Genomic DNA, 26,203 nt, shown 5'->3' with positions numbered 1-26,203 from the left:
TAGGCCTAAACGAGTCTTGTAAGAACCAAATGTCGCTAACTGTATCAAGTGTTTGTTTCGCTTTTTTTTATATATTTCATGCCGTGGGCTTCTATTCCATCGCTTATCATGAATCCGTAAGGCATTCCCTGCGCCATGTGGGGGATCCCGTTACTCTTCATTGGGATAGGAGGACGCCTCCTGACAAGAGCTATCCGGGAGCGAAGCGTTTCCCGGTAGAAGGGCAGGGAAAGGTGGTTGACGGCGACCTGTTCTCGCTTGTGAATGCGTCGTCTTCGATGTTGAACAGGCTGCTTTCGCAGTTGAAGAACGATGTCAGCGCGGATGGGCTTCATTCGGTTGGAATCTACGTGCTGTTGCGCGGCGAACGTTTTCCGGACGGGCTCTATTATTATGACTACGCAGAAGGCGAACTGGTGCAGCTCCCCGCCGAGAATGCGAAAGCGCGCAGGGCGAACATCGACAAGCTTTGCGCGGCGTTCCCGCCGAACGAGGTAATGCAGGCTGCGGGCATATCGCTTTTCTTTACCGGTATCTTGGACCGTGCGGTTTGGCGGTACAAGGAAGGTGCCTACAGGGAACTGGAAATCGATACGGGTTCCATCGCGGGACTTGTCTCCATCCTTGCGCGTTCGCTGGGGGGAATCGCGATACCGTTCGGTGCGTTTGTCGATGACGATGTTGCCGTGGCTCTTGGCCTCGGGGCTTCCGAGGTACCGCTCGCAGCTTTGTGCCTGATGCCGAAATCGCTCAAGAAATACGAGGCTGTTTCGGATTTCGCCTATTCCAATAGGGGTGAAATCCAGGGCGATTCCGACCTAGGAGAAGGACGCTACGCATCGAGGTTCTTGAGGCAGAACCGTGGCGAGTGCATCACGGACTTGTCGAGGTGCATGAAAATATGCCGCGTGGTGAACCAGCCTGCGGACGGGACGGAATTCCCGCTTACGCCGCTCAAGTTCCCGAACGAGTATTTTTTCCGCGAGTATGAATTCCTGGGCCCGGGTAAGGTGAGCTACAGGAATTTTAAGCCCTGGAAGGCGTCGCTCGATGACTTTTCGACGATCCTTCGCTGGATGGAAATCTGCAACCTGAACACGTTCGGCGCGGGCCTCCTTAAAATCTGGGTCGTGTGCTTTGACGTGATGCTGGTGTTTCCTGGCCTGTATCGCTATGTTCCGCTGAAAAAGACTCTGTATCTGCAGACGAACTCGGTGAATCGGGGCAAGTTCTGCAATGCGCATCTTTCGCCGGAGACTGTGGAGAATGCGTCCTTTGCCGTGTTCTTTACGGCGGATGTCGAGGAAGCGTGCAACATGCTCGGGGAACGCGCCTACCGCTACCTGAACATGAACGCGGGGTTCATCGCCGAGATGCTTCGGGAATCGGCCCGCGGACTAGGAAAGTTTGCCCGTCGCGAACCCTTCTTTTGCGAAGACGAAGTCCGGAAACTCTGCAAATTCCCTGAAAGGGAGACGCTTCTTTCCGAAGTTCTCGTTGGCCGCTAGATAATTCCCTATAGAGACGAAGCGTTTAGGACAAGCACGCTAAAATCAGTGGTGCGACGACTGCGGTGAATAGTCCTGCAATCCCGATGGCAAGGCTGCTCATGGCGCCCTGCACTTCGCCCATCTCCATGGCGCGGGTGGTGCCGAGCGCGTGGCTTGCGGTGCCGATGGCGATACCCTGCGCTACCTTGTGCTTGATGTGGCAGAACCTGCATACGGCGGGGGCCGCGACCGCACCCGTGATTCCCGTGACGGTGATGGCGATGATGGTGACGGAAGGAATGCCGCCGATTTGCGCCGAGATGACGCTGCCCATCGGGATGGTGACGGACTTTGGCAAAAGCGAGAGCATGAGCGTGTTGCCAAGGCCGAGCAGCTTGCCTGCGGCAATCACGCACGCAATCGAGGTGAGGCTGCCTGCGAAAATGCCGACAAGGATGGGCTTCCAGAACTGCCTGAGCTTGGAAATCTGCCTATAGAGCGGCACGGCAAGAACGACGGTCGCGGGCGAGAGCATCACCGAGATGTAGTCGCCGCCCACGTTGTAGCTTTCGAGGCTGATGCCCGTGATGAGCAGGAATCCGACGATGAGGATATTGCCTATCAGGAGTGGGTTCAGGAAGGAATATTTGAATTTTTTGCTGACGAAAACGCCGGCTTCGAATGCGATGAGCGTGAGGAATATGCCGAACAGGGGAGAGTTGATGATGGCGTTCATTTTTCGCCCCCGATAGTGCCGTTGTGTTCTGCACGCTTGGAAAGGCGTTCTGCACGCAGGGCAAGGTTTTCCCGGTATTCCTGCCTGCGGATAAAAAACTGCGTGACCCGGCCGCCGGCAGCAATGGCCACGAGCGTGAAGGCGATGCACAAGAACAGGAGTAGCGGCCACTTGGAAAGGATGTCGTCACCGACGGCCATGATGGCGATGCTAGGCGGCAAGAAGAAGAGTGCCAGGTGGTTCAGGAAAAAGCTCGAGACGCCCGAAATCTGTTCCGGCTTGATGACTTTTGTACAAAGTAACATGAGCAGCAGGGCCATGCCGATAATGTTCCCCGGGAGGGGCACGCCCACAATGCGGTGGAGGAATTCCCCGGCAAGGCAGATGGCGAAAATGACGGCAAGTTGGAGCGGGATTCTCATTGCGGGCGTAAATTTAGAAAAAGTGCGCTTTAAAAAAAAGAGTGCTCACGAATAACCCAAAGTGGCTTTTTTTGCTGAAATTTGACGTTTTTGTATCGTAAAAAGTTTAAAATTATCATACATTCCTAAAATTTGCAAAAAAATGCTTGATTTGTATCAAAAATTGTTGCGGAGAAGGGGGCGCGAAAGTATCTTTGCTGGTATGCGTTCAGTAGTAGAATTTCAAGATTATCGAGAGTTTATGCGGCACTGGTTTGCCGAGAACAAGTTGCGTCATGGCCTTACCTGGCGCGATTTTTCACATCGTGCGGGGTACGTGTCGCCGGTGTTCCTCAAGTTGGTAAGCGAGGGAAAAAGTTCCTTGCGGAAGGGCGGTGTCGAACGGGTTGCACAGGCTATGGATCTGGAAGGTTTCGAAAAGGCCTACTTCATTAACTTGGTGACGTTCACGCAATCGAAAATAGGCCCCCAGCGTAAAAAAGCATTTGACGAAATGCAGGCGCTGGCCCAAGCCCATAAGGTGAATGTTCTTGGGCGAAAGTCCATGGGTTATTATGAATCCTGGAAGAATCCGGTGCTCCGCGAGTTGGTGCCCCACATGCCGAAAATGTTTCCCAAGAAGGTGGCGGATTGCTGCTTGCCCAAGATGACGGCCGCCGAGGTCAAGGAGTCCGTGCGCTATCTGGTCGATCTGGGGCTCTTGAAGAAAAACAAGGATGGCTCCTACAGACAGTCGGACAAGTCCGTTTCTACGGGTGAGATGAGCTTTGTCCCGCTTGCAATCCAGCAGATGCACCTGCAGATGGGAAATTTCGCACTGGATGCCATCAAGAACTTGCCCCTTTCGGAAAGGAACGTTTCTGGAATCACCATGGGGCTTACCCAGAAGGCATACACGAAAATCGTGGCGGAACTGGCAGAGTTCCGAAAGAAAATTGTTGCCATCGCTAGCGAGGACGATGGCATGGATAGAGTCTACCGACTGAACTTGCAACTTTTCCCCCTGACAAAAAACATCCAGGAGATCCAAAATGCGTAAATTAGATGAAAAAATTATAGCTATCCTTTTTTCTGCACTTTTCATTCTTTTGAGTGTTGGTTGTGGCGATGATGGCAGCAACAAGGGGGCTGGCGGAACGAGCGAAGAGACGCAGATTATCGCAATAGAGGACAAGACTGTGGCCGGTGTCTCGCAGAAGGGACCGTTCCTCAAGGGTTCGAGCATTACCGTGCAGGAACTGGAAGGAGCCGCCTTGCTGGAATCGGGAAAACTCCGCCAGACTGGCAAGAGCTTCAAGGGCAAGATTTCGAACGACAAGGGCGAATTTTCCGTGAATGACATCTCGCTCATTTCGCAGTTTGCCCTGCTCGAAACAGAAGGCTTCTACCGTAACGAAGTGACAGGAGACGTGTCCAAGAGCCAGATAACCTTGAACGCGCTGGTGGATCTTTCTGAACGGGAAAAGGCGAACATCAACTTGCTGACACATCTCGAATACGAACGCGTTATCGGGCTGGTCGCCGATGGAACGGAAATATCCGAGGCGAAGAAAAAGGCTGAATCAGAAGTATTCGAAGCCTTTGGTATCGAGGTGAAGAATGCTTCTGCCGAAGACTTGGATATCTTTGCTACCGGCGACGACAATGCGGCGCTCCTTGCCATAAGTATCCTTATGCAGGGGAATCTTACTGAGGGCAAACTTTCTGACCGCTTGGCCGGTTTTGCCAGCGATATCGAAAAAGATGGTTCCTGGGACGACGAGAATGAAAAGACGGACATCGCGGATTGGGCGAGCACAGCCGACCTTGCTAAAATTCGTGCCAACATCAGGTCCTGGGAACTGGGCGAAGATGTTCCCGCCTTCGAAAAGTTCTTCAAGCGATTCTGGTGGAACAACTTTAAGCTTGGCGAATGCGACGGCGAAACCGCAGGGATGACCCGGAAAAACAAGAACGAGCTGAGTGCGACCTACGGCGAGAATTATTATTGCTCCAAGAACGAATGGAGCCTGGCTTCCGAATCGGACGACAAGGATTCCCTCGATTTCGATTACGGTACGTTGACAGATAAGCGTGACGGCAGAACCTATAAGACGATTGTAATTGGCGAACAGGAATGGATGGCCGAAAACCTGAACTATGCCTACAAGGCGGGTGGTTCGATTTATGGGAATGCCTGTTACGGCGGAGATTCCGATAATTGCATCAAGTATGGCAGGCTCTATACCTGGGGCGCCGTGATGGATTCGGTCAAGACGGGCTGCGGTATAGATATGGCTTTTGGACAGACGCCGACGGAAGATTGCGACGCATTGGGAAAAAAGGTCAAGGCCGGCGAAAATGTCCAGGGCATTTGCCCCGATGGATGGCATTTGCCGAATCACGAAGAAGTGCTGACCCTGTTTAACCATGTGGATTCCATTACAGGGTATGATCCGATGGCGCACCAGATGGCTGATGATTTTGAAGAGTTGATGAATTCCGATGAGACCGATTCCCTTAAGAAACTCTATATTGCGTCACTATTGGATTCGTTGAATCTAGAGGGCGATTCTCCGTTCAATGCATTGAGGGCGAAGGACAAATGGGATTGGCTTGAAAAGGGGACGGATCTTGTCGGATTCTCTCTGCTCCCTGCAGGCAAATGCAACTCCTCGAACTTGGTTTGCGACGGCAAGGGGAAAGGTGCGGGTCTTTGGATGGCTGGTTGGGACGAGGCCCCGACGGACCTGTATCCTAGCGACTATGCTGCTTGGATGAATGCCGCTCGGCTCAAGGTGCTTAGATTCTCGAACGATTCGCAATGGTCGTGGGTGCGTGACCCTCCCGAGTATTTGGAGTTCTCGGTGCGCTGCATCAAGGACTAGGCTGCCGTTTCAAAATATACCTGACCTATTCACGAATACTGGCCTGCATGCGAAACGCGTGTAGGCTTTTTTTCTACATTGTTTTTCATGAAAGTCGTATTTATGGGAACGCCGGAATTTGCGGCCTGTTTTTTGAAGCATCTCAAGGAATCTGATTTTGCGGACGTGGTGGCTGTTGTCACGCAGCCTGACCGCCCGGCAGGGCGCGGACGCGTGCTCACGCCCCCGCCAGTCAAGCAACTGGCGCTCGAATACGGGCTCCCCGTGCTGCAGCCGACCGACCTGAAGTCGCCCGAATTCGAGGCGGATTTGCGCAAGTTCGAAGCCGACCTGTTCGTGGTCGTTGCATACTCGATTTTGCCGAAGAACATCCTGGGTGTCGCGAAGTTCGGCGCCGTGAACGTTCACGGGAGCCTGCTCCCCAAGTACCGCGGGGCAGCCCCGGTGCAGCGCGCGATTGCCGATGGACTGCCAGAGACGGGCGTGACGGTTTTCCGCCTGGACGAGAAGATGGACCACGGCCCGATTCTTGCGCAGCGCACTGTGGCGATTGACCATCAGGATACGACGGCTTCGCTCTTGGAAAAGATGGTCGCTCCCGGTTGCGACGCGCTGGACGATGCGATTCACCAGTTGCTTGAAGGCCGCGAGAAGGACTTGACGCAGGATCACGCGCAGGCAAGTGGCGCGCCGAAGCTCAAGAAGGAAGAAGGCCTGATTGATTTTAACCTGCCCGCGAAGGTGATTCACAATAGAATTCGCGCATTCAACCCGTGGCCCGGCGGTTACGGGAAGCTGGGCGGCCGTATGGTTTACCTGCGCAAGACGGATACTCCGGAGGCGGGCCCGAAGCTTGCTCCGGGTGCAGTGGAATTCAAGGACAATCGCTTTTACGTGGGTACGGGCGAGGGTCTGCTCGAGGTCATCGAGATTCAGGCCGAAGGCAAGAAGCCGATGCCTGTCGCCGACTTTATGCGCGGAATCCAGAAGCGCGAAGGACTTTGCTTTTGCTAGACGATTCCCTGAAAGAGCGCATGGACGCATACCGCGTGCTTCTGCTGTGGCAGAAGGACGGTAGCTTTATTAAAGAAAGTGGGCTTTCTCCGTTTGCGATGGAACTTGCCCTGGGCGTGTGCCGCAGGCACCTGTACCTGCAATACTTTTTAAAGACTCTCGTAAAGAAAATGCCCTCGCTTGAAGTGGCGACCGTGCTTGAAATGGGAATCTTCCAGATGTTCTTTATGGAAATCCCGGACCACGCCGCCGTTTCGACGAGCGTGGAACTTGTGAAGGCGGCGAACCTTGGCGAAGGTTCCGCGCGGCTCGTGAACGCCGTGCTGCATTCCGCGCGAAGGTCCGGGTTGCCCGCACTTCCGCAACAGCGTGTGCGTCGCGTCTCGATTGAAAGCTCCGTGCCTGAATGGCTGGTGCGTCGCTGGTTCGATATTTACGGCGGTGACCGTGCAGAATCGCTTGCGAAGGCGACGCTCGAGCGCCCGGTGGAATGGATTCGCGTGAACCTGCAGAAGACTTCCGCTCCGGTACTTGCCCAGAAACTCGGGCTTACGGGTGCTTCGATTCTCTACGACCGCTACATCCAGGTTCCCGAAGATGCGAAACTCAAGCCGATTCTGGAATCGGAATCTTTCGCGAAGGGCGAGTTCAGCATGCAGAATCCGTCCGCGTACGAAGTCGTGAAACTGCTCGACCTGAAGCCCGGCCAGAAGGTTTGGGATGCGTGTGCCGCTCCCGGCGGAAAGTCCGCGCTGATGGGCGAGATGGACAGTTCGCTCGATATTCTCGCAAGCGACGTTTCCGCATTCCGCGTAGAAAAGATGCACGACGTGGTGGACCGCCTGGGCCTCAAGAACGTGCGACTGGAATGCATCGACGCGCTTTCGCCGCAGCAGTCGAAGTTCGACCGCATCTTGCTCGATGTGCCGTGCAGCAACATGGGCGTTATGCCCCGCAGGCCCGAATCAAAGTACCGCATTACGCAAGATTCCATGAAGGAACTTGCCGAACTGCAGTACGGGATTCTTGAATCCGCATCAAATCACCTTGCGGAAGGCGGCGTTCTCGTATATGCCACGTGCAGCCCCGACCCGCTAGAAACGACCCAGGTCGTGAACCGCTTCTTGAAGGCTCATCCCGAATTTGTCAAGCGTGGCGAACATGTGCTCCCCGGCGCGCAGGATAATCGTTTTGACGGATTTTTTGCACAGGCTTTGGAACGGAAAAAAGTATGAAGCTGAAACTTATTTTATCGTCAATCGTTCTGTGCTGTGCTTCCACGCTCTTTGCGCAGAATCCGGCAGATTCCGCTTTCTCGAAAATCTATGTCTCCATCGAAGGCGGCGAGATGTACCCCTTCGGAGACTTGATCGATGCTGTCGAGAATTCGTTCTATGGGGGAGTCGGATTCCGCTATTCTTACTGGGACGATTTCGACGGCTTTGTCAACTTCAACTACGCCTACGTGAAGGTGCGCCCCGAGGGAATCCCGTATCCGGGAGTCCACCAGTTCGTAGGGAGGCTCGGTCTCGACTGGCACTGGAAATATGTCAAGCCGCTTGCGATTGGCGCTGGCTTTACTTGCAACTGGGCCCGTGCCGATTATGATGGCGAAGATGACTATTTGAAAGGCCGTGGCGGCATGCTTCTCGATAACGAGACGGAGTTCGGCTGGTTCGCGCGGATCAACATGCCGTTCCTGTACTACAGGTCGTTTACGATAGGGTTCAATGCGCTTTGGGAACAGATCTGGACGCTTCCCGAAAGGTCCAATACCTTGACCATCGGCGTTTATGTAGAAAGGAGGGTCTGGTAATGAAATCCTCGCTCTCGACAACGTTGTCTGTGCTTGCGCTTTCTGCAGTTTTGGCGGGTGCTGCGGTGGACCCCGAAATGGAAGGCATGGAGGCGGTGAACCGTGACGACGGCACCTTCCTCGTGGGTGGCCCGACTTATTTCTTTGACCGCATTCTCGGTGCCGGTGGAATCCATTCCGAAACCGAACTCTGGACCCCGCAGAAATTGCGCAACCGATTGCTGTTCAACCGCATGTCGCTGCTGCCTTCGTGGAATCCGATGGAACCCTCCGTGTGGGTCAAGACGGGTAACGAACTCGGCGACATGATTTACCAGGACGTGATTACCGAGACGGACAGGCCCACGAACCGCACGCCGATTCTCGAAGGAGGCTTCAGAAGCCCGAGTTTCAAGGGATTCTGGGCGACGGCGCGTGGTTTCCAGGACGACCATTATTCTGCCCGCACATACAGTTACCGCAAAAAGATGGTTTCCGATGAGTTTGCCATCTTTGGTGAAAATTACCCGATGTTCAGTTCCATATACGGCGGCGTGGGCTTTACGAACGATTTCGTCAATGCATCCGTCTTGGCGGGCGAGGAATATCTCTGGGAATACATGGAATCTTCCCGCTGGATTCCGGTGCACATGGCGCCCCGCGTGGAGGGCCGTGTGGATTTCTGGAACTTCGAACTGACCGCCGCTTACGAGCATGCGGAATACCAGGACGCTCGTGTCGACGAGTCCGGCGAACGCAACGAGGTGAACGGCTCTGTCCTCTACAAGTGCGGAAACGCCTGCCAGAAGGGTATGTTCCAGCTGTCTGCGGGAATCGCGTTCCGGTTCGTGAGTGACGACGGTGACGTTTATACCGGGCTGGATAACGACCGCGTGCTCTGGCCGTTCATGCAGTTGCGCGTGCAGCCGTTCCGCTGGCTCCGTGCCGATGCCATGTTCGGCATGAACGATTCCGACTGGCTCGTGCAGGATAGCGTCGAGATGGGTATGCCCGTTCCCGTGAAGGGTCTCGGCGTTACGATTGGCGTCAAGAACATTTCGGGTACGCGCCTGAACCCGCTTGCCGATGACAAGGAGTATTTCAACGTAAAAAGCGTGTCGGATACGATGGATCTTTCGCCTTCGGGCCAGATGAACCTGGTGCAGGGCTACGTGGCTTTTGCCGATACCATTGCTTCGGTATCTCTCGGGGGTCGCGCTACATTCTGGACGGAACACGGCGCCGAGACGTTCGACGTGGAAGATTTTGTGAAGGATGGCATTCTCGAGTTCCGCTATGGCGATGTGTCGCGCATCGATTCCTGGATCAAGGGCGTCACTGGAGAACTTTGGCTTGATACGTGGTATGAGGACTGGTTCAAGTTCCGTGCGCTGGCTGGTTTCGAACGCATCGACGGGCCTTCGGAACGCTTCGAGGTGACTCCGGCGGAATACTTTGTCGCCTTTACCGGGGACTGGCTCATCCGCAAGAGCTTCCGGGTGTCGCATTCGCTTCGCTACAGGAGCGATGCCCAGTGGAACCTGCGCAGCCCCGACCCGCTAGTCGTGAAGGGAGACTGGTATTGGGATGCAACGTTCGAACAGCAGTTTCCGAGGCATGGATTGTACCTGACGGGAACCCTGATACATGTCCTTGCGGACGAGGTAATCCAGGTGCCGAACGGTGATTACGATAGGCTTCGATTTGTTTGTACAGTAAGGAAAACGTTCTAATGTGTTTTCGGACATTAAAAAATCATTGTTCTAAAAAGACGGTTGCCGTGTCGCATCCCATGGTTCGCATGCTTGCTCATCTGATTGCATGCTTTGTGGTTGTATTCGCCCTCTGTTGGTTCGGCTAGCCGAAAGCCTTCCTGAGAGCCTTGAGGCTGAAACTGTTGGCGAGCGCTGCTTGCGCCGTGCTGGCCTCTATCCATTTGAATTCGAGTTTTGGATGTGCCCTGCGCTGTTTGGCGAGATGCCTTGTGGCGTTTGTTGCCGTTGTGCCTAGCCTGATCAGCAGCACGTCGCACTCGATTTTGTGGACTGTGATGCCGTGGCGGAATGAATCGCGGGTTTCGACGGAAGAGATTTCGTCTGCGGCGATGTAATCTTCGGCTTCGGCGGGAATGCCCGCTGTCGCGCCTCGGGGAGATTCGAAATGAGGCAGCGTGAACTGGTTCCTGAAAAATTTCTGCCCGCCGTGGACGGCGAGAATCTTGTGGTCTGCGCTTTCTATGACGAGGACGGTGCCGTGCCAGTCCATTTGCGTGCGCTTTTTGGAAGGCGGATATTCGGCGGTGCGGTTTTCGAGCGCAGCTCGGCAAATGCTTTGGAGGGGGCAAAGGCAGCACTCGGGATTCTTGACCCTGCATACGGTGCGCCCGAGTTCCATGAGCGCCTCGTTGTGCATGTAGGCCTTGGGCGAGTCCGCGATTTCGCGCGCGTAGTTCCAGTAGGTTTCGGAACAGCTTTCGCCTTGACTGTTGCGCGGTTTCTGGGTGGGTGTCTTGTCTGTCGGCAGGAAATCGAGCAGGAATAGCCTTGAAAATATTCGAACAAGGTTCCCGTCGAGAATCGCTTCGCGCTGGTGATAGGCGAGACTCAAGATTGCCCCTGCGGTGTAGGCGCCGATTCCCGGCAGCGCTTCGAGCTCCTTACGGGTGCGCGGCATTTCGCACTTTGCCGCCCCCCGTGTTGGCCGGTTTACGCCGCAAATGGCCTGCGCCGTCTTCAGGATGTTCCTCGCGCGGCTGTAGTAGCCGAGTCCCTGCCAGTAGCGGAAAACTTCGTCTTCGGAAGCTGCCGCGAGCGTCTCGATATCCGGGAAACGCGTCATCCATTTCACGAAATAATCGCGGACCGTCGATACCTGCGTCTGCTGGAGCATGGTTTCGCTGATCCAGACCGCGTAGGGGTCGCGCGGGGCGTCCAGGTCGGCGGGCCTCCACGGCAGCTCTGCCGCATTCTTCTTGAACCATTCACGAAGCCGCTTTAGCGAAACATTATCCATAGCGGCATAAATTTAAGAAAACGGGGGAAGACTTTTGCTCTATAAACCACAACGGCACCCCGCGAGGAGATGCCGTTGTTGGTGTATGGGATGTTTGGTTTACATGTAGTAATGTAGATTCTGAAACGGGACTCGGGTAGTAGTTTGGACGAAATTCCATTGTAAAGGTTTACAACACCTACAACGCGAAATTGCGAAAAAGCATGCAAAAAAGGGCATTTTTTTGAGGGAAATGGGGCGCGAAGGGGGCTTTTTGAATTGTTTGTTGCAAAAGGTTTACAATACGGCGGGGAAATGCGGCGAAATTTCGCTCCTGTGGGGGCGCCTGCGATAAGAAATGTGGTGAGAAAGCAGTGAAAATAGGACTAAATGGCTCGTTTTGGGGCGTTTAGTCCTACCGCGCGCAGAATTGCCGGCTGTTTTGTGGCGCGAACTGCTTCCAGCATAGGACTAAACGGCATGTTTTGCGGTGTTTAGTCCTACCGCGCGCAGAATTGCCGGGGTTATGCGGGGTGCCTGCGACAAGAAATGCTGGCTGAACGCTTTGAAAATAGGACTAAATGGCTCGTTTTGCGGTGCTTAGTCCTACCGCGTGCAGGTTTGCCTGCTGTTTTGTGGCGCGAACCGCCTACAGCATAGGACTAAACGGGTTGTTTTATGGTGCTTAGTCCTACATTTGGCCCGTAAAGAGCCCCTATAAGACTTTGACATGGGATTGCAATTCCTTGGGTGAAATGGTATATTAGAGAGCGAGGTTAATCATGATCACGGTTGACAAAGAAACAAGCAAATTTGAATTTTACAAGGAAAATGAAGATGATAAAATCTGGTGGGTCGATTATTTTGACCAAACAGGTCTTCATGCAGTTTCTTTTGACAAAAAAACGATATTATTCCTTTTTGAAGATTATCCTCATAATTTTTCAAAAGAGCAAAAAGCTTTATTTGATAAAGAAAACCCTTATTGGGCAAATTTTTTCCGCAAAAGGAAATGGCTGTCGCGATGATTATCTTACACTTTTAGTGTTGAAAAAGCCCAATAGCTCCCTAAATTTTGGGGAGTCTTTGTTTTACCTCGGCTCATAAAGAGCCTCTATAAGATCACTTTCTGAATATACCTTTATTTATGCGGAATTAAACACCCGCGCGTCTTATTTTGAAAAAATGATGCTGAAAAATGCGACATTTTTTTTGCTTTTGATGGCGGGAGTTGCCGTTTTTGCGCTATTTGGGGCGTTTTTTTTGCCGAGCGAGGCCCTTGGCACGGGTTTTGCATCTAGAGAGCGGTAAAAATAAAAAGAAGGTTCATTTATGTCCGATTTTAGCAACGATGCAGAAAAAGTTTTGGCGAAGGCGCAGAGCCTGCGTGACCGTTGCTCGCATTCCTACTTGGGTGCGGCGCACTTGGCGGTGGGGCTTGTCGAAGGCCCGGATGCCACCTTGAAGAAACTGTATAAATCCAAAGGCGCGAAGACCAACGAACTCCGCGGCAAGCTGGAACCGTTCGTGCAGAAGATTCCGCGTATGGAAGGCGTGAACCCTGACGTGGAACCCGATAACGACTTGAACCGCATTTTGCGTGCCTCCGTGCAGGCGGCGCGTCAGGTGAACCGTATGGTGACCCCGGGCGATATGCTCGTGGCATTGATGAAGTTCTCAGGCGACCGTGGCCTTGCGAAGGTTTTTGAAGATGCGCTTGGTAGCGTCGAGGTCGTGGAAACTTGGCTGTCGGACCCGTTTGCGGGTGCCGCGAATGCCGAGGAACAGTCTCCGCTGAAACTCTATGGCCGTGAACTCGTAGAAATGGCCGCCGACGGCAAGCTTTCGCCGGTGATTGGCCGTGAAGAGGAAATCCGCCGTGTCATCTTGATTTTGAGCCGTAAGACGAAAAACAACCCGTGCCTGGTTGGTGAACCCGGCGTGGGTAAGACCGCCATTGTGGAAGGGCTCGCCGAGCGTATTTACCGCGGCGACGTGCCTGACGCATTGAAGGGCAAGAAGTTGTTCGCACTGGATTTGTCTGCCTTGATGGCGGGTGCAAAATACCGTGGCGATTTTGAGGAACGTTTGAAAGCCGTGCTGGACGCCCTTGAAGAAGACGGCAACACGCTTTTGTTTATCGACGAAATCCACACCATCGTGGGTGCGGGCAAGACGGAAGGCTCCATGGACTTGGGCAACATGCTGAAGCCGAAGCTGGCCCGTGGCGAACTGCACTGCATCGGTGCCACCACTACGCAGGAATACCGAAAGTACATCGAGAAGGATTCCGCACTGGAACGCCGTTTCCAGCCCGTGCAGGTTGACGAGCCCAGCGAAGAGGAATCGATTTCCATTCTCCGTGGCATCAAGGATGGCTTTGATGCGCACCACGGCGTGCGTCTGCACGACAACGCGCTCGTGGCGGCCGTGAAACTTTCGAACCGCTACATCAGTGACCGTTTCTTGCCGGACAAGGCCATTGACCTGATTGACGAGGCCGCAAGCCTTGTGAAGACGCAGATGGATACCGTGCCCGAAGCCTTGGATACCTTGCAGCGTAAGGAACTCCAAATGAAAATCGAGGAGCAGGCCTTGGCGAAGGAAACCGACGACACCAGCGTAAAACGCCTGAAAGAGTTGCGCGAAGAGTTGGCGACAACGGATGCGGCGGTCAAGCTGATGCAGGACCGCTGGCAGGAGAGGCGCGCGAAAAACGCCGAGTTGCAGGGGCTTAAGAAATCCTTGCAGCAAGCGAAGGACGAGATGGAGCAGGCCGAAGCCCGCTACGACTTGAACCGCGCCGCCGAACTCAAGTACAACAAGATCGTGAACCTCGAAAAGGAAATCGCCGCGAAGACGGAAGAAATCAAGAAGTCCGCCAGCGACGGCGACCTGAGTGAAGAGGTGACCGAAGAAACCATCGCTCTCGTGGTGAGCCGCTGGACCGGAATTCCGGTGACCAAGCTTTGCGAAGGCGAAAAGGCCAAGTTGTTGCACCTGGACGAACGCCTGCATGCCCGCGTGATAGGCCAGGACGAAGCCGTGGAAGCAGTTTCGGAAGCGATTCTGCGTAACCGTAGCGGCTTAAGCCGCGAGAATGCTCCGATTGGAAGCTTCTTGTTCCTGGGCCCCACGGGTGTGGGCAAGACGGAACTGGCGAAGGCGCTTGCCGTGGAACTGTTCGACGACGAGAACGCGCTGGTGCGTATCGACATGAGCGAATACATGGAAAAGCACAGCGTCAGCCGCTTGATCGGTGCGCCTCCGGGATACGTGGGCTACGAAGAAGGCGGCCAGCTGACCGAAGCCGTGCGTACGCATCCGTACTGCGTGATTCTGCTGGACGAAATCGAGAAGGCTCACCCCGACGTGTTCAACACGCTGTTGCAGGTGCTTGACGACGGTCGACTGACCGACGGCAAGGGCCGTACGGTGAACTTCAAGAACACCTTGATTCTCATGACGTCAAACCTGGGTGCTGCTCACTTCCAGAACCGCGCGGGTGATGCAAAGCCCGTGACCTTGAAGGAAATCGAGCCGGAGCTCCGCAGCTTCTTCAGGCCGGAATTCCTGAACAGGCTGGACGAAGTGCTGGTGTTCCAGAGCTTGACGAAGCCGCAGATTCGTGACATCGTAAGGCTCAAATTCAAGGGACTCGCCGAACGCGCCGCCCGTCAGGATTTGCAGCTGACCCTGACCGACGCCGCTCTGGACGCCATCGCCGATGGTGCTTACCAGCCGGAATTCGGCGCGCGGCCGATCCAGCGTTACCTGGAAAGGAACGTGGAACGCCCGCTGAGCCACGCCATTCTCGCCGGTACCGTGAGTGCCGCAAAGCCCGTGGTCATTGACTACGACGGCGAGAAATTCGTAGTCAAGTAAGTCTTCATGATCCCTCCATCCTAAACGAAAAGTCCGCTTTTATAAGCGGGCTTTTTGCTTCTGAAAATCTTGGTTTTTATAGTGCTGCTATCACGTAGAGCGCTATGGTCCCGTTGTCGTTGTTCTTTTCTTGCAAGATTCCGATGTCGAAGTCGAGGCGGAACCGGATGAATCCGAAGGTAAGTTCAAATTTCGGGATAATGTCGACCATGAAGTCGTCGGTCAGGTTGCCGATGCTTCCGGACATGTTGATTTCGATAAAGGTGCGGAAATACTTGTTGAAGTAGAGTGTCGGGGTCATTCCCGCGGCGAACTTGACGTATCCGTTTTCTCCGGTGACACCTTCTAGGACGCCTGCGCGGATTTCGTAGAAGTTGGCAAAATTCTTGGATATGAATTGCTCGTTTCCGTAGGTGAGCACGATGGCCGTGCTGTTGTTTCGGTTGAGCCCGAAGAAACCGTCGAGTTCGAGGAAGTTGTTCTCGTTTATCAGGTATCGCCCGCCAATGTCGAGCGTGACGATGACTTCGTCGAACTTGTCCTTGCTGCGGACATTCAGCTTGCCGCCGATGTTCCATTCCTTGGAGAGTGCCGTGGTCAGGTTTACGGGGAAGAGGATGTTCGAACTGTAGTTGCTCACGGCTCCGACGCCGATTCCCCATCTCGGAGATGGTCTCGTGTCTGGCCCGAGCGTGTAGCGGATATCCCACATGGGATCGACAGCGTAAGCGCTAGTTGCAAGAGCTACGGCGATGAGGGCGAGGAGTCGTTTCATACGCCCTAAATTTAATAATCCTGCGACGATTTTCTATATTTGGGGGCGAATCAAGAGGTAATTATGGTCGAACCGCGTCCAGAACTTTCGAAATTGTCCGATTACGTTCCCGGAAAATCTATCGAGGAAATCCGCGAACGCTACGGATTGAAGCGTATTGTCAAACTTGCGTCCAACGAGAACCCGTTGGGAGCCTCCCCGAAAGCGGTCGAGGCTTTTCATGAGATTGCGGACAGCCTGCACCTCTACCCGCGTGGCGATGCGCCCAAGCTTATCGACGCCATCGCAAAAAAATACGGTGTGAAAACGTCCCAGATTGTCATAGGGAACGGTTCCGACGAGATTATCGACATGGTGGGCAAGGCTTTTATCCGCCAGGGCGACAACTGCGTGGGCATTACGCCGACGTTCTCTGTGTACAAGTTCACGACGCTTTCGAATGGCGCCGACTTTATCGGTGTGGGCGAGGGCGAGGTGCGTACGTCGCTTGACGACCTTGCAAAGAAAATCGACGGCAAGACTCGCGTGGTGTTTATCTGCAACCCGAATAACCCGACGGGTGCGTACTACACGGAAAAAGAAATTTGCGACTTTATGGGCAAGGTGCCGCAGGATGTGCTCGTGTTTTTGGACGAGGCCTACGCCGAATTTGCGACCGCAAGCGATTATCCGAATATGGCCGCCGCCCTTGATAGATTCCCGAACCTGTTTGTCAACCGCACCTTCAGCAAGATCTACGGGCTTGCCGGGCTCCGCGTGGGCTATGCCATGGGAAGTGTCGAGGTTGTCCGCGCCCTCTGGAAAATCAAGCCCCCGTTCGACGTGAACCAGGCGGCGCAGGTGGCGGCGATTGCGGCTCTCGGTGATACCGCGCATGTCGAGGCGACTTGCAAGATGAACGCCGAGGGCGTGGAATTGCTTACCCGCGAATTCGAAGCACTCGGATTCAAGGTCCTCCCGACACAGGCGAACTTCATTTGCGTGCGCATTGGCGAACGCGCGAAGGAACTGGTCGCGTTTTTGGAAAGCAACGGCATGATTATTCGCGGGCTTACGAGCTTCGGCATGCCCGAGCACGTGCGCGTCACGGTTGGAAAACCCGAAGAAAACGCTTTCCTCCTCACGCTCGTGAAAAAATGGTGCGAGGCGTAATATGGTCCGGGAATATAACGACCTGCTGCAGATTGCGCTCAAGACAGCGGAAATGGCCCAGGAGAATATCCTGAAGTATTTCCAGTCCGGCGTTGGAGTCGAGTGGAAAAAGGACAACACGCCGGTGACGGTCGCCGACAAGAGTACGGAAGAACTGGCCCGTGAATTCTGGGCGAAGGAGACTCCTGGCTTTGGCGTGATTGGCGAGGAATACGGAATCGAGAGCCCCGATGCAGAATACCAGTGGGTCATCGACCCGATTGACGGTACGAAAGCATTCGTGCATGGGGTTCCGCTGTTCGGGACGCTCATCGCGCTCTACAAGAAGAATGTCCCGGTGTGTTCGGTTATCCGCATCCCGGCGATGAATACGGCCGTGTGGGCGGTGAACGGCGGTGGCGCCTTCCTGGATGGCCGTCCGGTGCGTGTTTCTGGCGTTTCGCAGTTGAACGAGGCGCTCGTGCTTTCGGGTACGGTGAACACGATGGAATCCCAGGGCTATGGCGAAGGTTTCGCGAAGCTCCGCCGCGGGGCAAGGCTCCACCGCGGGTGGGGCGACTGCTACGGATATTACCTTGTGGCGGCGGGACGTGCCGAAGTGATGGTAGACCCGGTCGTTTCTCTCTGGGATATCGCGCCGTATCCGCTCCTTTTTGCAGAAGCGGGCGGAAAGTTCAGCACCATCGATGGCAAGACGGAACTTTTCGGTGAAGACGGCAAACCTGTGGCCCCGATTTATGAAGGGTTCTCTAGTGTCGCGACGAACGGGGCCCTGCATGGCGTGAGCCTCGACTGCATGAACTCCTAGCATCTTGTTTGCGGATAGTCCGCCTTCATTTCAGCATCGGTTCGACAATTACAGTATCCGCGGAAAACGTCACGAAGACGGTTCCGCTTGTCGCCGTGTTCAGGTAGGGAATGTGCAGGGAGTCGAGCCTTTCGATGACCTGTTTGCTCGGATGCCTGAACCTGTTTTTTCTCCCGCTCGAAATCAGCGCGAGTTGCGGCGCAACGGCGTCCAGGAATGGCGCACTGCTCGAAGTCTTGCTTCCGTGGTGTCCGAGTTTTAGGATGTCGCTTCGGATGTTGGCATCGGATACGAGAATTTCCTTTTCGCCTGCGGCAGTCAGGTCGCCGGTGAGCATCGCCGAGTGCCCGAGCCCGTGCGCCCGAAGCGTGATGCTGCCCTGGTTTGCGTCGCTACATTTGAGTCCTGCTGTCGAATTCGGGTTGGGATGGACCGCCTGGATTTCGAAATGGTGTTCCCTCCATGTGAATCCGCGGCCTATGTCGCGGATGGGAATTTCCCTGTCGGCAGCGGTGGCGATTGTTTTTTGCCAATCTGCCTTCGCTTCCGTGCGCGAACATTCGTTTATCCACAGTTCCTTGACAGGAAAGGTACGCAGGATGCTGGAGGCTCCGCCGAAATGGTCTAGGTCGGGATGCGTGATGACGAGCGCGTCGAGTCTTTGGATTCCCGAGTGACGCAGGAAGGGGACGATGACGTCTTTTCCCATATCCCTCTTGCTTCTGTCTCCAGAATCGACGAGGATGTGCTTGCCGGAAGGCGTCGTGAGCAAAATGCTGTCGCCCTGGCCCACGTCGATAAGCGTGAGGTTCCAGGACGGATGCGAAATCCGCATGTAACCCTGGACGCAGAAGATGGCCGAAAACAGGAGCAGGCACAATAGTCCGAATTTCTTTGCAACCGCATTTTTGCGAATGGCGGGAAGGAGTGCAAAAAGGGCCCCCAGCAGCAGGAGGATGGCCGGGGAAAATGGACCGACGGTGATGGCGGCTCCCGACGAATCCGAAAGCAGGCGAGTGAGGAAACTTGCCATGCGCAAGAAGAATCCGGCTGCAGCGCAAAAGGTGTCGCACAGGGATTCGATTGGCGAAAGTAGCGCGAAAAGTCCGGCCTGCATGCCCCACGAGACGAGCGGTACGATGATGATGTTGCCGAGCCAAGCGAGCGGCGAAAGTGTCTTGAAATGGTGAATCAGGAACGGGGCGGTCGCAAGCGTCGCGCACAGGGTGACGTATGTCGGGGAGAGCACGTAGCCTTCGGTAAGTTTCCAGAGGCTGGATTTGCGGAGGCCTTCGGGGATGCTTTTGAAGGGGTTGCAGCTGTTGCCGAGCAGGATTCCCGCCGTGGCCGTTGCCGAAAGCTGGAATCCGGGGTTCCAGAGTTGCGACGGGTCGGGAAGCAGGATGAACAGTAGCGCGACGCCCAGGCTGTTGAACGTGTTGGCGGGCTTCCCGAACATGGTGCCGAGTTGCGGGATGGCGAACATCAGCACCGCGCGTTTGACGGCGGGGGAACCACCCGTGACAGGGACATAGACGAACAGTAGCGCGATGGCGATGAGGTTCGCCACCTTGTGCGGCAGCCGTGTCGCCTTTAAAAAGACGCTCAGGATGCCGGCGAGTAGCACGACGTGGAATCCGCTAATGGCGAGAACATGGACAAGTCCTGTTCGCTGGAAGTCGTTGCGGATGGCGTCGGGGATTCCGCTTCGGTCTCCGGCGAGGAGTCCGAGCAAAAGTCCGGTTTCGGCGGGGTCGAGGTGAGCTTCGAAACGGCGCTTTATCCATTGGCGGAAGGCGTAGAAGCTGCGTTCGGCGGTCCATTTGCCGCGCCAGGATGTCCAGTGCCTGAACTTGCCGTATGCGGCGAACCCTTGGCTTCTGAGCCATTCGCGGGTGTCGAACGCCCCGGGCACTGTCGGGGGCGTGACGGGGTACCACTGGGCCTCGAAACAGATGCTGTCTCCGGGTTCGGGGAGCGATTCGAACGCTCGTTTTTCGGTAATGCGCAATCGGTAGCCGCTGTCCGCCTTCACGATAAAGGCGGTCCCGCTAGGCCTCGGAAGGAGCGATTCGATGTTGCCGCAAGCTTTGGCCGGAATTTCGCTGGGTTCGTGGCCGGCATGCAGATGTTCGCGGTGGGCTTGCGCGGTATGGCTTACGCAACCGCAGATGAGCGTGAACAGGATGGCGCATTGGACACTCCTGTGGAATGTCCTGGCGACGACGGCTATGGGGATGAGCAGGAACGGCGCATAACCCGGAAAATCGAGGCTTGCGTATACGGCCATCAGGGTGAGTGCGCTGACGAGGGCCGGTTTTCCGGCCAATGGGGCGGCCAGTTCTTGCAGGCTGGCTAAAATAAGTGAAATTTTTCTTGTCTTTATGACCATCTTTTATCTACTTTTGGGTTAAAAGGATGTCTCTATCTATAAAAACGGTTGAAAACGGAAAATGAGCCAAAATCGATGAAAAAAATTTTCAGTTTGATTTTTCTCGTGAATTTGGTGATGTTGCTCGGGTGCTCCGAGGTCGACCCGGGCGAACCTGTCCTGCAACCGTCGTTCATGAGTCCATACGTCCTTTTCCCGAACGATCCTGCCATAAGCGATTCTGTGGCTGCATATCTGACTTCGGGGGCTGTCCTGAGCCTTCATCCGGGAGTCTCGTACACATTGTCTTTTGACAAGGATTCTTCGCTGGATGAAGCTCCTGTCTTGCAGCTTTTCAGGGTGGGGGGGGCGCTGGACGACCAGAGGTATTCCATAAGACATGTGAGGTCCTTGGATGCCGTCGAAAAGGATGGCCGCTACTACTATGATTTTGTCTGCGAGGAGAATGACAGGGCGAGATGGGTGACGACGCTAGCCCTGAATGGCGATTTTTATATGGGCAATGTGAAAAATGTGCGGCTCGACGCCGAAGGCCCGTATTCGAAAAACTTCTCCATAAACCTGATTGTCGTGGGTAAAGTGGTTTTCCCCGATTCCTCCATGACGGTTCAGGCTTTTGCCGATTCGATGCTCAAATCGTTCCGCAAGTTCTTCAAGGGAATCGGTATTGATACTTTGTATGTACGCTACGCCCATGAGCATCCGGATCTTGGAAAAAAATATCCGGCGGACGAACCCTGGCTTGCGGGAAGGTCGTCGGACGACCTGTTTGTTTCGGAACTCGGGGGCTGGCCCGAGAAAGAACTGAAAAAATCCCTGGACCTGGTCCTGGTGCACCGTATCGAGGCCGACCATGTGCTCGGGTACTCCTATTTGTATTCAGGAAACTTTGGCGGAGGAGATGGCAGCACGGTCGTCATTGGCACCCGCGAGAAGACTCCCTACGGAGAATCGGAAGTCACGGTCGGGGAAATCCTTGAAACGGCTGTCCACGAATCGGGACATTTTCTCGGGCTGCGCCACACGACTTCGACTCGCAGCGATATGAGCGAGACGATGGATTACTCGGTGCTTGAAGACGGATTTACGGATACGCCGTTCTGTCGCGACTTGCTTTTGAGCGGGCTTCTCAAGAAGAACTCTGTTGGGCATTCGGATTTTGCCGTGCCCGCCTACCGCTTGGATTTGGCTGCGGCCGCGGATTTCAGCGTGACGGACTGTCCGGACCACCGTAACCTCATGTTCCCCAGCGTGACGGGCGAGGAATTCGAGGGCTTTTCCGAACAGCAACTGGAACATGTCCGCAAGAACCTGACGGTGTTCCCTCATTAGGCCGGTCAGTTTTTTGCTTGCTTTTGTGGTGCTTGTATGGCAGAAAAAAAACAGTTTTCGGAAGATGTGCAGCTGATAGCCTTTGTGCTTCAGCAGGGTGCGGAATGGAATACGCGGGTAATCGAGATTCTGGAAGATGCCTGGGGCCCACTCCGTTACAGGGGCAAGCTCTTTGCATTCGACCAAACGGACTATTATGTGCCCGAAATGGGCGAAAATCTTTACCGTGGCGTGGTCTCGTTTGAAAAGTGCATCCCGCCGGAATCGATTGCCCTCGAAAAGGCCCGCAGCAATGCGCTGGAACTTGCGGCAGACGTCTCCTCGGCGTCTGGGGCGCGGCACGTGAACATCGACATCGGCTACATGGATTTGGACAAGGTCGTGCTCCCCAGCTACAAGCGCGGCCCCTACAAGCTCTATGCGGGGGAGGGGGTGTGGCTCGACATGCTATTGACCTATTCCAAGGGCGTTTTCCATCCGACAGCCTGGGCTTTTGAGGATTTTAGGCGCAATCCCTACCAGCACGACCTCCAGCTTATCCGTGAACGCTGGCGGAAAAGTGTCCGCGGATAACGGCGAATGCCGAAATCCGGTTCTGCATGTGTTTTTGATGCCGGAATCTTATTTTTCTATGTCAACGTATATATATTTGCAATATATGCGAGTATCCAATAGACTTCCCCTCATGTCGGCTGCCTTGTGTGCCGCCTTTTTCTGGGCTTGCAATGACGAGCCTGATCCCAAAACCATGGCAAAGACCGATGCCCCGGCCAAGGTCGAAACCGTGAAGCCGGAACATGCCAAGTTGAAAGCGAAGGTCCGCAAGTCACTGGGCGATGCGAACTTGCAGCGCAAGAGTGAAGGTGACTGGTCGCAACTGCGCATCGGGCAGTCGGTGATCGAGAAGGACCGCATCCGCACGGGAGCCGAATCCGAAGCGGTCTTGTCCGTGAGCGACGGTTCTTCGCTGTGGATTACGGAACTCTCCGAAGTGACGCTCGATGTGGAAATATTCGATTCCCTGAGCCGACAGGTCTCCATTGTAGTCAATAATGGTGGCGTGCACTTTGATGTGCAGAAACAGAAATCTGGAAATACGCTCATGTTCCGCACGGGAACGGCGACTGCAGCCATTCGCGGTACCGCCGGCTTTGTTGGCGGGTACAACGGTCAGATGGTGGCCTCCCTGAAGGAAGGCAAGGTCGATGTTACCGGCGCGAACGGTGCGTCCGAGAACATTGTCGAAAACCAGACCGTGCTTGTGGACCAAAACGGCAGGGTGAAGAAACTGCAGTTGAGAAGTTCCGGTACGAGGGCCCTTTCGACGCAGCTTTCCAACGTGAACATCTTTGGCGACGGGATGATCGATTCCCTCGAACAGACCTTGAACGATTTCGACAAGGATTACTCGAAACGCGCGGACGCCTTTGAGAAGAAACTTCGCTTCCAGGCCTCCCCGCTCTCGCCTCAGGTGTTCTTCCCCAACGTGACCCTGCAGGCCCGCGTTAACCCTGGTGTCGTGGTGACGGTCCTCGGCGAATCGGATACGGTGGGTGCAAACGGCGTCTATCAGCGCACGTTCGAATGGGATGACGATGCTTACGGGACCAAACGCTTCCTTGCGACCTGTAGCGAAGGCGATGTGGAAATCCAGTGCTACATGTGGGTGACGGAGTACGTAGCTCCGGCTCCGGTCGAGGAATCTGCCCCGGCAGAAGAACCCGCTGCCGATACGGCTGCCGCTGAACCCGCTCCGGCTCCGGTGAAGGAACAGCCCAAGGCGGAATCCAAGAAGGAAAAACCGAAGGCGGAATCCAAGAAGGAAAAACCGAAGGCCGAACTCAAGAAGGAAGAACCCAAGGTCGAACCAAAGAAGGAAGAGGCTCCTTCGGGCAGGGACCTCAAGAGCCTTACCTTGAAAATGGGCGCATCCGTCGAACGCAAGCATCTCGACTTGCCGAAGACGGAATACTCTACGGACCTGAAGTTCAGTCTCGGTGGCATCACCCGTTCGGACCTTTCCGAAATCAAGGAAATTGTCGTGACGCGCAAGGGCAAGGTTGTCAAGTCCTTCTCGGGTGCTGAACTCGATGGAATGGAATACGCCGTGCCCGTCACGATCGGTCTCAACAAGATTGCGAAGTTCGACGTGAAGGTTGTCCTCAAGAACGGCAAGAGCATGCGCAAGACCAAGACTTACGAAGTCTACTGCATGCGCGGAAACCACATGGGCAATGCTCGCAACTTCATCCAGTACAAGACTCCGGAAGAAGAATACGAGGCAGCCAAGGCTGGCCTTGAAAACGAATAGTAGGTTTAGGAACCTATAAAGGACAGATTATGAAGAGAAATGAAAATGGTGTGCTCGGTCTCCGTCTGGGCTCTGTTCTTGGTGCCTTTGCGGTTGCCTTTGTGCTGGCGGGTTGCGCATCGAATCCCCCTGCGAAGGATGACGGCTCCGCGGCCGCCTCTGCAAGGAGCAAGGAAAATAGGGCCCAGGGCGAACTCTCTGCGAAAACGGGAGAGGCTCCGGCTGCAAAAACGGCTGACGCTGCTGAGGCTGCCGACGACGATATCAAGGTTTCGACGGTGAGCTTCAAGGTCCGTCCTACGGTTCTTGTCGCTCCGGCGATGGGCGCAAAAATGGCAGGAAGCATTGACGTTATCCGCAAAAATCCGCTTGCGAAGACGGCGATGGAAGTCATCAATACCTATCTCACGAGCCGCGACTATACGGTCATGGGACTCGAAAGCCAGGCCCAGCTCGATGAAGTGGTGCAGCTCCAGTCCGATATTGCTGGCAACAACGAGGACCTTGCCTATGTGGCGGGCCTCTCTGTGGGAGCCGACATCAACATCACTTTTGCGGGTAGCATCCAGGAAGATTACATCGTGATTGACCTGAACGCAAGCGAAGCTTCTACGGCGAACCTCCTTGCTAGCGAATCCATGCGCCTCAAGGATAACGGCGAAAGCCAGCGCGTGCTTGTGCAGAAGGCCGTGCAGAGGGCTATCAAGAAACTCGAAAACAAGGTCCGCGACCGTCTCGCCGAAGAACTCGAGAAAGGTGTGCAGTACAAGGTGGTTGCGCATTTGACCGGGGACTTTACCGACGACCAAGCCGAAGAAATCTCGAACATCGTCTCCATCAAGATGAGGAAGAAATTCAACAAGATGCAGGTGATTTCGATGAGCAGAAACACCTATGACTTGCTAATCTATGTGGATCCGGACAAGTACGAAGATGCGCAGATGGTCTACGGCGAATTTGTCGAAAGCCTTGATGGACTCGCAAAGGTCCGCAAGCAGAACATTACGAAGAAACTGATTATCCTGGAAATCCAGTAATCCGGGAGCGGCATTATGAATAAACTATTTCTCGCCTCGCTGGTTGCTATGACGGCGTTCGCCTCGGCCGAGGTGCTGACATACACGGCGACTTCGAAAAAGTCGCAGAAGGAAGCTGACCAGCTTGCGTTGGAAGGACTTGCAAAGCAGCTGCGGACTAAGGTCTCCAGCGAATTTGAGACTACCGTGAAGGAAGATTCCAAGGGCAAGGTGACATCGACGGCCAAGGGCATGAAGAGCACCTCTACCAGCATGACGCTCAAAGGCGCGAAACTGACCCAGGGACCAAAGTCGAAGGGGGCGTTCCAGTCTACAGCGACCATCGATACCGACCTGATGGCATCGAAGATCCTCATGGACTTGAACTCCATCCGTGCTCAGATGAAGTCCAAGGACTCCATCATCCGCTTCGACATGGTGGACCGCGATTACCGCAAGATGGGCGTCGACATGGTCGCTCTCGAGAAACTTGCCGATTCCTATACCGAGCTCCTGGAAGACTTGAGCTGCGTGCAGAAGATTCCGAAGGAAATGAAGCTCGAGAGCACCCTTGGCGAACTGAAGGAATACCTTATCTCGGGCATGAGTAGCCTGAAGATTGAAACTGACCTCACAAGCGAAGCCCTGATGGTGACCGTGACGGATTTCGCGGGCCCAGTGAAGGGATTCCCCCTTGCATTGACCCAGGATAGCAGGGATATCGCGCACGAGAAAACGAACGATGAAGGCGAGGCCGTGTTCTCGCTTGCCCAAGTGAAGAAACTGCATCCGGCGGGCGAGGTGATGGTGCATGCCGACTTGAATTTCCGCTACGTCCGTGCTGCGGTCCTCCTTTCGCAGACTGTGCGCTACGATTCCGAGAAGGCCGCCTGCACCTACAGGCTAGTTTGCGACGGACCGGTGGAGGCTTGTGGCGCTCTCAAGAGTTTCTTGGCCGATGCGGGAATCACCCTCCTCGACAAGGAGTCGCTCCCGGCGCTCAATGCAAAGCTCCAGTTCACCGATAAGATGAATACGAGCAAGACCCTCTGCACGTCGCGCGGTACCGTGACGCTCGGTGCTTTTGAACAGCAGACGACTGAATCCGTCCAGGGTGTCGGCCGTGACGAGGGCATTGCGCAGGCGACCGCGGTGAAGAAACTCCCGGCGACCAAGCTGAACCAGATGTTCGGCAAGGCCTGTCAGAAAAAGTAGGC

At 54.8% G+C, this 26,203-nt stretch carries 22 protein-coding genes; 17 read left to right on the top strand and 5 right to left on the bottom strand.

Annotated elements, in window-relative coordinates; all coding sequences use genetic code 11:
- The first annotated feature begins 83 nt into the window (after positions 1 to 83).
- Positions 84 to 1,508, top strand: a complete 1,425-nt coding sequence (locus B2310_RS09565) for a nitroreductase family protein (RefSeq protein ID WP_290730907.1) — start codon at positions 84 to 86, stop codon at positions 1,506 to 1,508.
- A 25-nt stretch (positions 1,509 to 1,533) separates the two neighbouring features.
- Here B2310_RS09565 and B2310_RS09560 read toward each other — a convergent pair whose 3' ends face one another.
- A complete protein-coding gene (locus tag B2310_RS09560; protein ID WP_290730906.1) occupies positions 1,534 to 2,226 on the bottom strand; it encodes an LrgB family protein in 693 nt (230 codons plus the stop codon).
- The gene (locus B2310_RS09555; protein ID WP_290730904.1) at positions 2,223 to 2,648 is read right to left on the bottom strand and encodes a CidA/LrgA family protein; all 426 of its coding nucleotides are present in this window, start codon (positions 2,646 to 2,648) and stop codon (positions 2,223 to 2,225) included. The genes B2310_RS09560 and B2310_RS09555 overlap by 4 nt, the downstream gene beginning before the upstream one ends.
- A gap of 202 nt (positions 2,649 to 2,850) precedes the next feature.
- On the opposite strand from B2310_RS09555, the gene B2310_RS09550 reads away from it, so the two are divergent.
- From B2310_RS09550 to B2310_RS09525, 6 genes are all read left to right on the top strand, one after another.
- Positions 2,851 to 3,687, top strand: a complete 837-nt coding sequence (locus B2310_RS09550; RefSeq protein ID WP_290730902.1) for a TIGR02147 family protein — start codon at positions 2,851 to 2,853, stop codon at positions 3,685 to 3,687.
- The gene (locus tag B2310_RS09545) at positions 3,680 to 5,515 is read left to right on the top strand and encodes an FISUMP domain-containing protein (protein ID WP_290730900.1); all 1,836 of its coding nucleotides are present in this window, start codon (positions 3,680 to 3,682) and stop codon (positions 5,513 to 5,515) included. Before B2310_RS09550 ends, B2310_RS09545 begins: the two co-directional genes overlap by 8 nt.
- A gap of 87 nt (positions 5,516 to 5,602) precedes the next feature.
- Positions 5,603 to 6,529, top strand: a complete 927-nt coding sequence (gene fmt, locus B2310_RS09540; RefSeq protein ID WP_290730898.1) for a methionyl-tRNA formyltransferase — start codon at positions 5,603 to 5,605, stop codon at positions 6,527 to 6,529.
- A complete protein-coding gene (locus tag B2310_RS09535) occupies positions 6,517 to 7,764 on the top strand; it encodes a transcription antitermination factor NusB (RefSeq protein WP_290730896.1) in 1,248 nt (415 codons plus the stop codon). Before fmt ends, B2310_RS09535 begins: the two co-directional genes overlap by 13 nt.
- Positions 7,761 to 8,345 carry a hypothetical protein gene (locus B2310_RS09530; protein ID WP_290722671.1) on the top strand — a complete coding sequence of 195 codons (585 nt, stop codon included), beginning with the start codon at positions 7,761 to 7,763 and terminating at the stop codon, positions 8,343 to 8,345. The genes B2310_RS09535 and B2310_RS09530 overlap by 4 nt, the downstream gene beginning before the upstream one ends.
- Positions 8,345 to 10,057 (top strand): hypothetical protein, encoded by a 1,713-nt coding sequence (locus B2310_RS09525; protein WP_290730894.1) that lies wholly within the window; start codon positions 8,345 to 8,347, stop codon positions 10,055 to 10,057. Before B2310_RS09530 ends, B2310_RS09525 begins: the two co-directional genes overlap by 1 nt.
- A 124-nt stretch (positions 10,058 to 10,181) precedes the next feature.
- Here B2310_RS09525 and B2310_RS09520 read toward each other — a convergent pair whose 3' ends face one another.
- Positions 10,182 to 11,336, bottom strand: coding sequence for an A/G-specific adenine glycosylase (locus B2310_RS09520; RefSeq protein WP_290730893.1), 1,155 nt, complete (start codon positions 11,334 to 11,336; stop codon positions 10,182 to 10,184).
- Positions 11,337 to 12,097: 761 nt separating this feature from the next.
- On the opposite strand from B2310_RS09520, the gene B2310_RS09515 reads away from it, so the two are divergent.
- The 3 genes from B2310_RS09515 to B2310_RS09505 all read left to right on the top strand — a co-directional run bounded on the left by B2310_RS09515 (position 12,098) and on the right by B2310_RS09505 (position 15,200).
- Positions 12,098 to 12,343: a DUF7675 family protein gene (locus B2310_RS09515; RefSeq protein WP_290730891.1), complete on the top strand. Its 246-nt coding sequence runs from the start codon at positions 12,098 to 12,100 to the stop codon at positions 12,341 to 12,343.
- Between the two features lie 157 nt (positions 12,344 to 12,500).
- Positions 12,501 to 12,626 carry a hypothetical protein gene (locus tag B2310_RS09510; RefSeq protein ID WP_290724373.1) on the top strand — a complete coding sequence of 42 codons (126 nt, stop codon included), beginning with the start codon at positions 12,501 to 12,503 and terminating at the stop codon, positions 12,624 to 12,626.
- Between the two features lie 21 nt (positions 12,627 to 12,647).
- Positions 12,648 to 15,200, top strand: coding sequence for an ATP-dependent Clp protease ATP-binding subunit (locus tag B2310_RS09505; protein WP_290730889.1), 2,553 nt, complete (start codon positions 12,648 to 12,650; stop codon positions 15,198 to 15,200).
- 76 nt (positions 15,201 to 15,276) lie between these two features.
- Here B2310_RS09505 and B2310_RS09500 read toward each other — a convergent pair whose 3' ends face one another.
- On the bottom strand, positions 15,277 to 15,975 hold the full coding sequence (locus B2310_RS09500; protein WP_173381556.1) for a hypothetical protein: 699 nt from the start codon (positions 15,973 to 15,975) through the stop codon (positions 15,277 to 15,279).
- Positions 15,976 to 16,038: 63 nt separating this feature from the next.
- Here B2310_RS09500 and hisC point away from each other — a divergent pair, with 63 nt between their 5' ends.
- Positions 16,039 to 17,127: a histidinol-phosphate transaminase gene (hisC, locus tag B2310_RS09495; RefSeq protein WP_173381557.1), complete on the top strand. Its 1,089-nt coding sequence runs from the start codon at positions 16,039 to 16,041 to the stop codon at positions 17,125 to 17,127.
- Position 17,128: 1 nt separating this feature from the next.
- Complete coding sequence (gene hisN / locus B2310_RS09490; RefSeq protein WP_173381558.1) at positions 17,129 to 17,935, top strand: histidinol-phosphatase; 807 nt, start codon at positions 17,129 to 17,131, stop codon at positions 17,933 to 17,935.
- Between the two features lie 25 nt (positions 17,936 to 17,960).
- On the opposite strand, the gene B2310_RS09485 is transcribed toward hisN, so the two are convergent.
- A complete protein-coding gene (locus B2310_RS09485; protein ID WP_290730886.1) occupies positions 17,961 to 20,264 on the bottom strand; it encodes a DNA internalization-related competence protein ComEC/Rec2 in 2,304 nt (767 codons plus the stop codon).
- 138 nt (positions 20,265 to 20,402) lie between these two features.
- Here B2310_RS09485 and B2310_RS09480 point away from each other — a divergent pair, with 138 nt between their 5' ends.
- From B2310_RS09480 to B2310_RS09460, 5 genes are all read left to right on the top strand, one after another.
- A complete protein-coding gene (locus B2310_RS09480) occupies positions 20,403 to 21,659 on the top strand; it encodes a hypothetical protein (protein ID WP_290730884.1) in 1,257 nt (418 codons plus the stop codon).
- Positions 21,660 to 21,695: 36 nt separating this feature from the next.
- A complete protein-coding gene (locus B2310_RS09475; protein WP_290730882.1) occupies positions 21,696 to 22,232 on the top strand; it encodes a DUF4416 family protein in 537 nt (178 codons plus the stop codon).
- An 85-nt stretch (positions 22,233 to 22,317) separates the two neighbouring features.
- The gene (locus B2310_RS09470; RefSeq protein WP_290730880.1) at positions 22,318 to 23,970 is read left to right on the top strand and encodes a FecR domain-containing protein; all 1,653 of its coding nucleotides are present in this window, start codon (positions 22,318 to 22,320) and stop codon (positions 23,968 to 23,970) included.
- Positions 23,971 to 23,999: 29 nt separating this feature from the next.
- Positions 24,000 to 25,007: a DUF6175 family protein gene (locus tag B2310_RS09465; protein WP_290730878.1), complete on the top strand. Its 1,008-nt coding sequence runs from the start codon at positions 24,000 to 24,002 to the stop codon at positions 25,005 to 25,007.
- A 15-nt stretch (positions 25,008 to 25,022) separates the two neighbouring features.
- Positions 25,023 to 26,201, top strand: coding sequence for a hypothetical protein (locus B2310_RS09460; protein ID WP_290730876.1), 1,179 nt, complete (start codon positions 25,023 to 25,025; stop codon positions 26,199 to 26,201).
- Positions 26,202 to 26,203: the final 2 nt, after the last annotated feature.

Source organism: Fibrobacter sp. UBA3629, assembly GCF_002374005.1.
Taxonomy (GTDB): Bacteria; Fibrobacterota; Fibrobacteria; order Fibrobacterales; family Fibrobacteraceae; genus Fibrobacter.
Note: the sequence above shows the minus strand (reverse complement) of the source record. Positions and strands in the feature narration are given on the sequence as shown.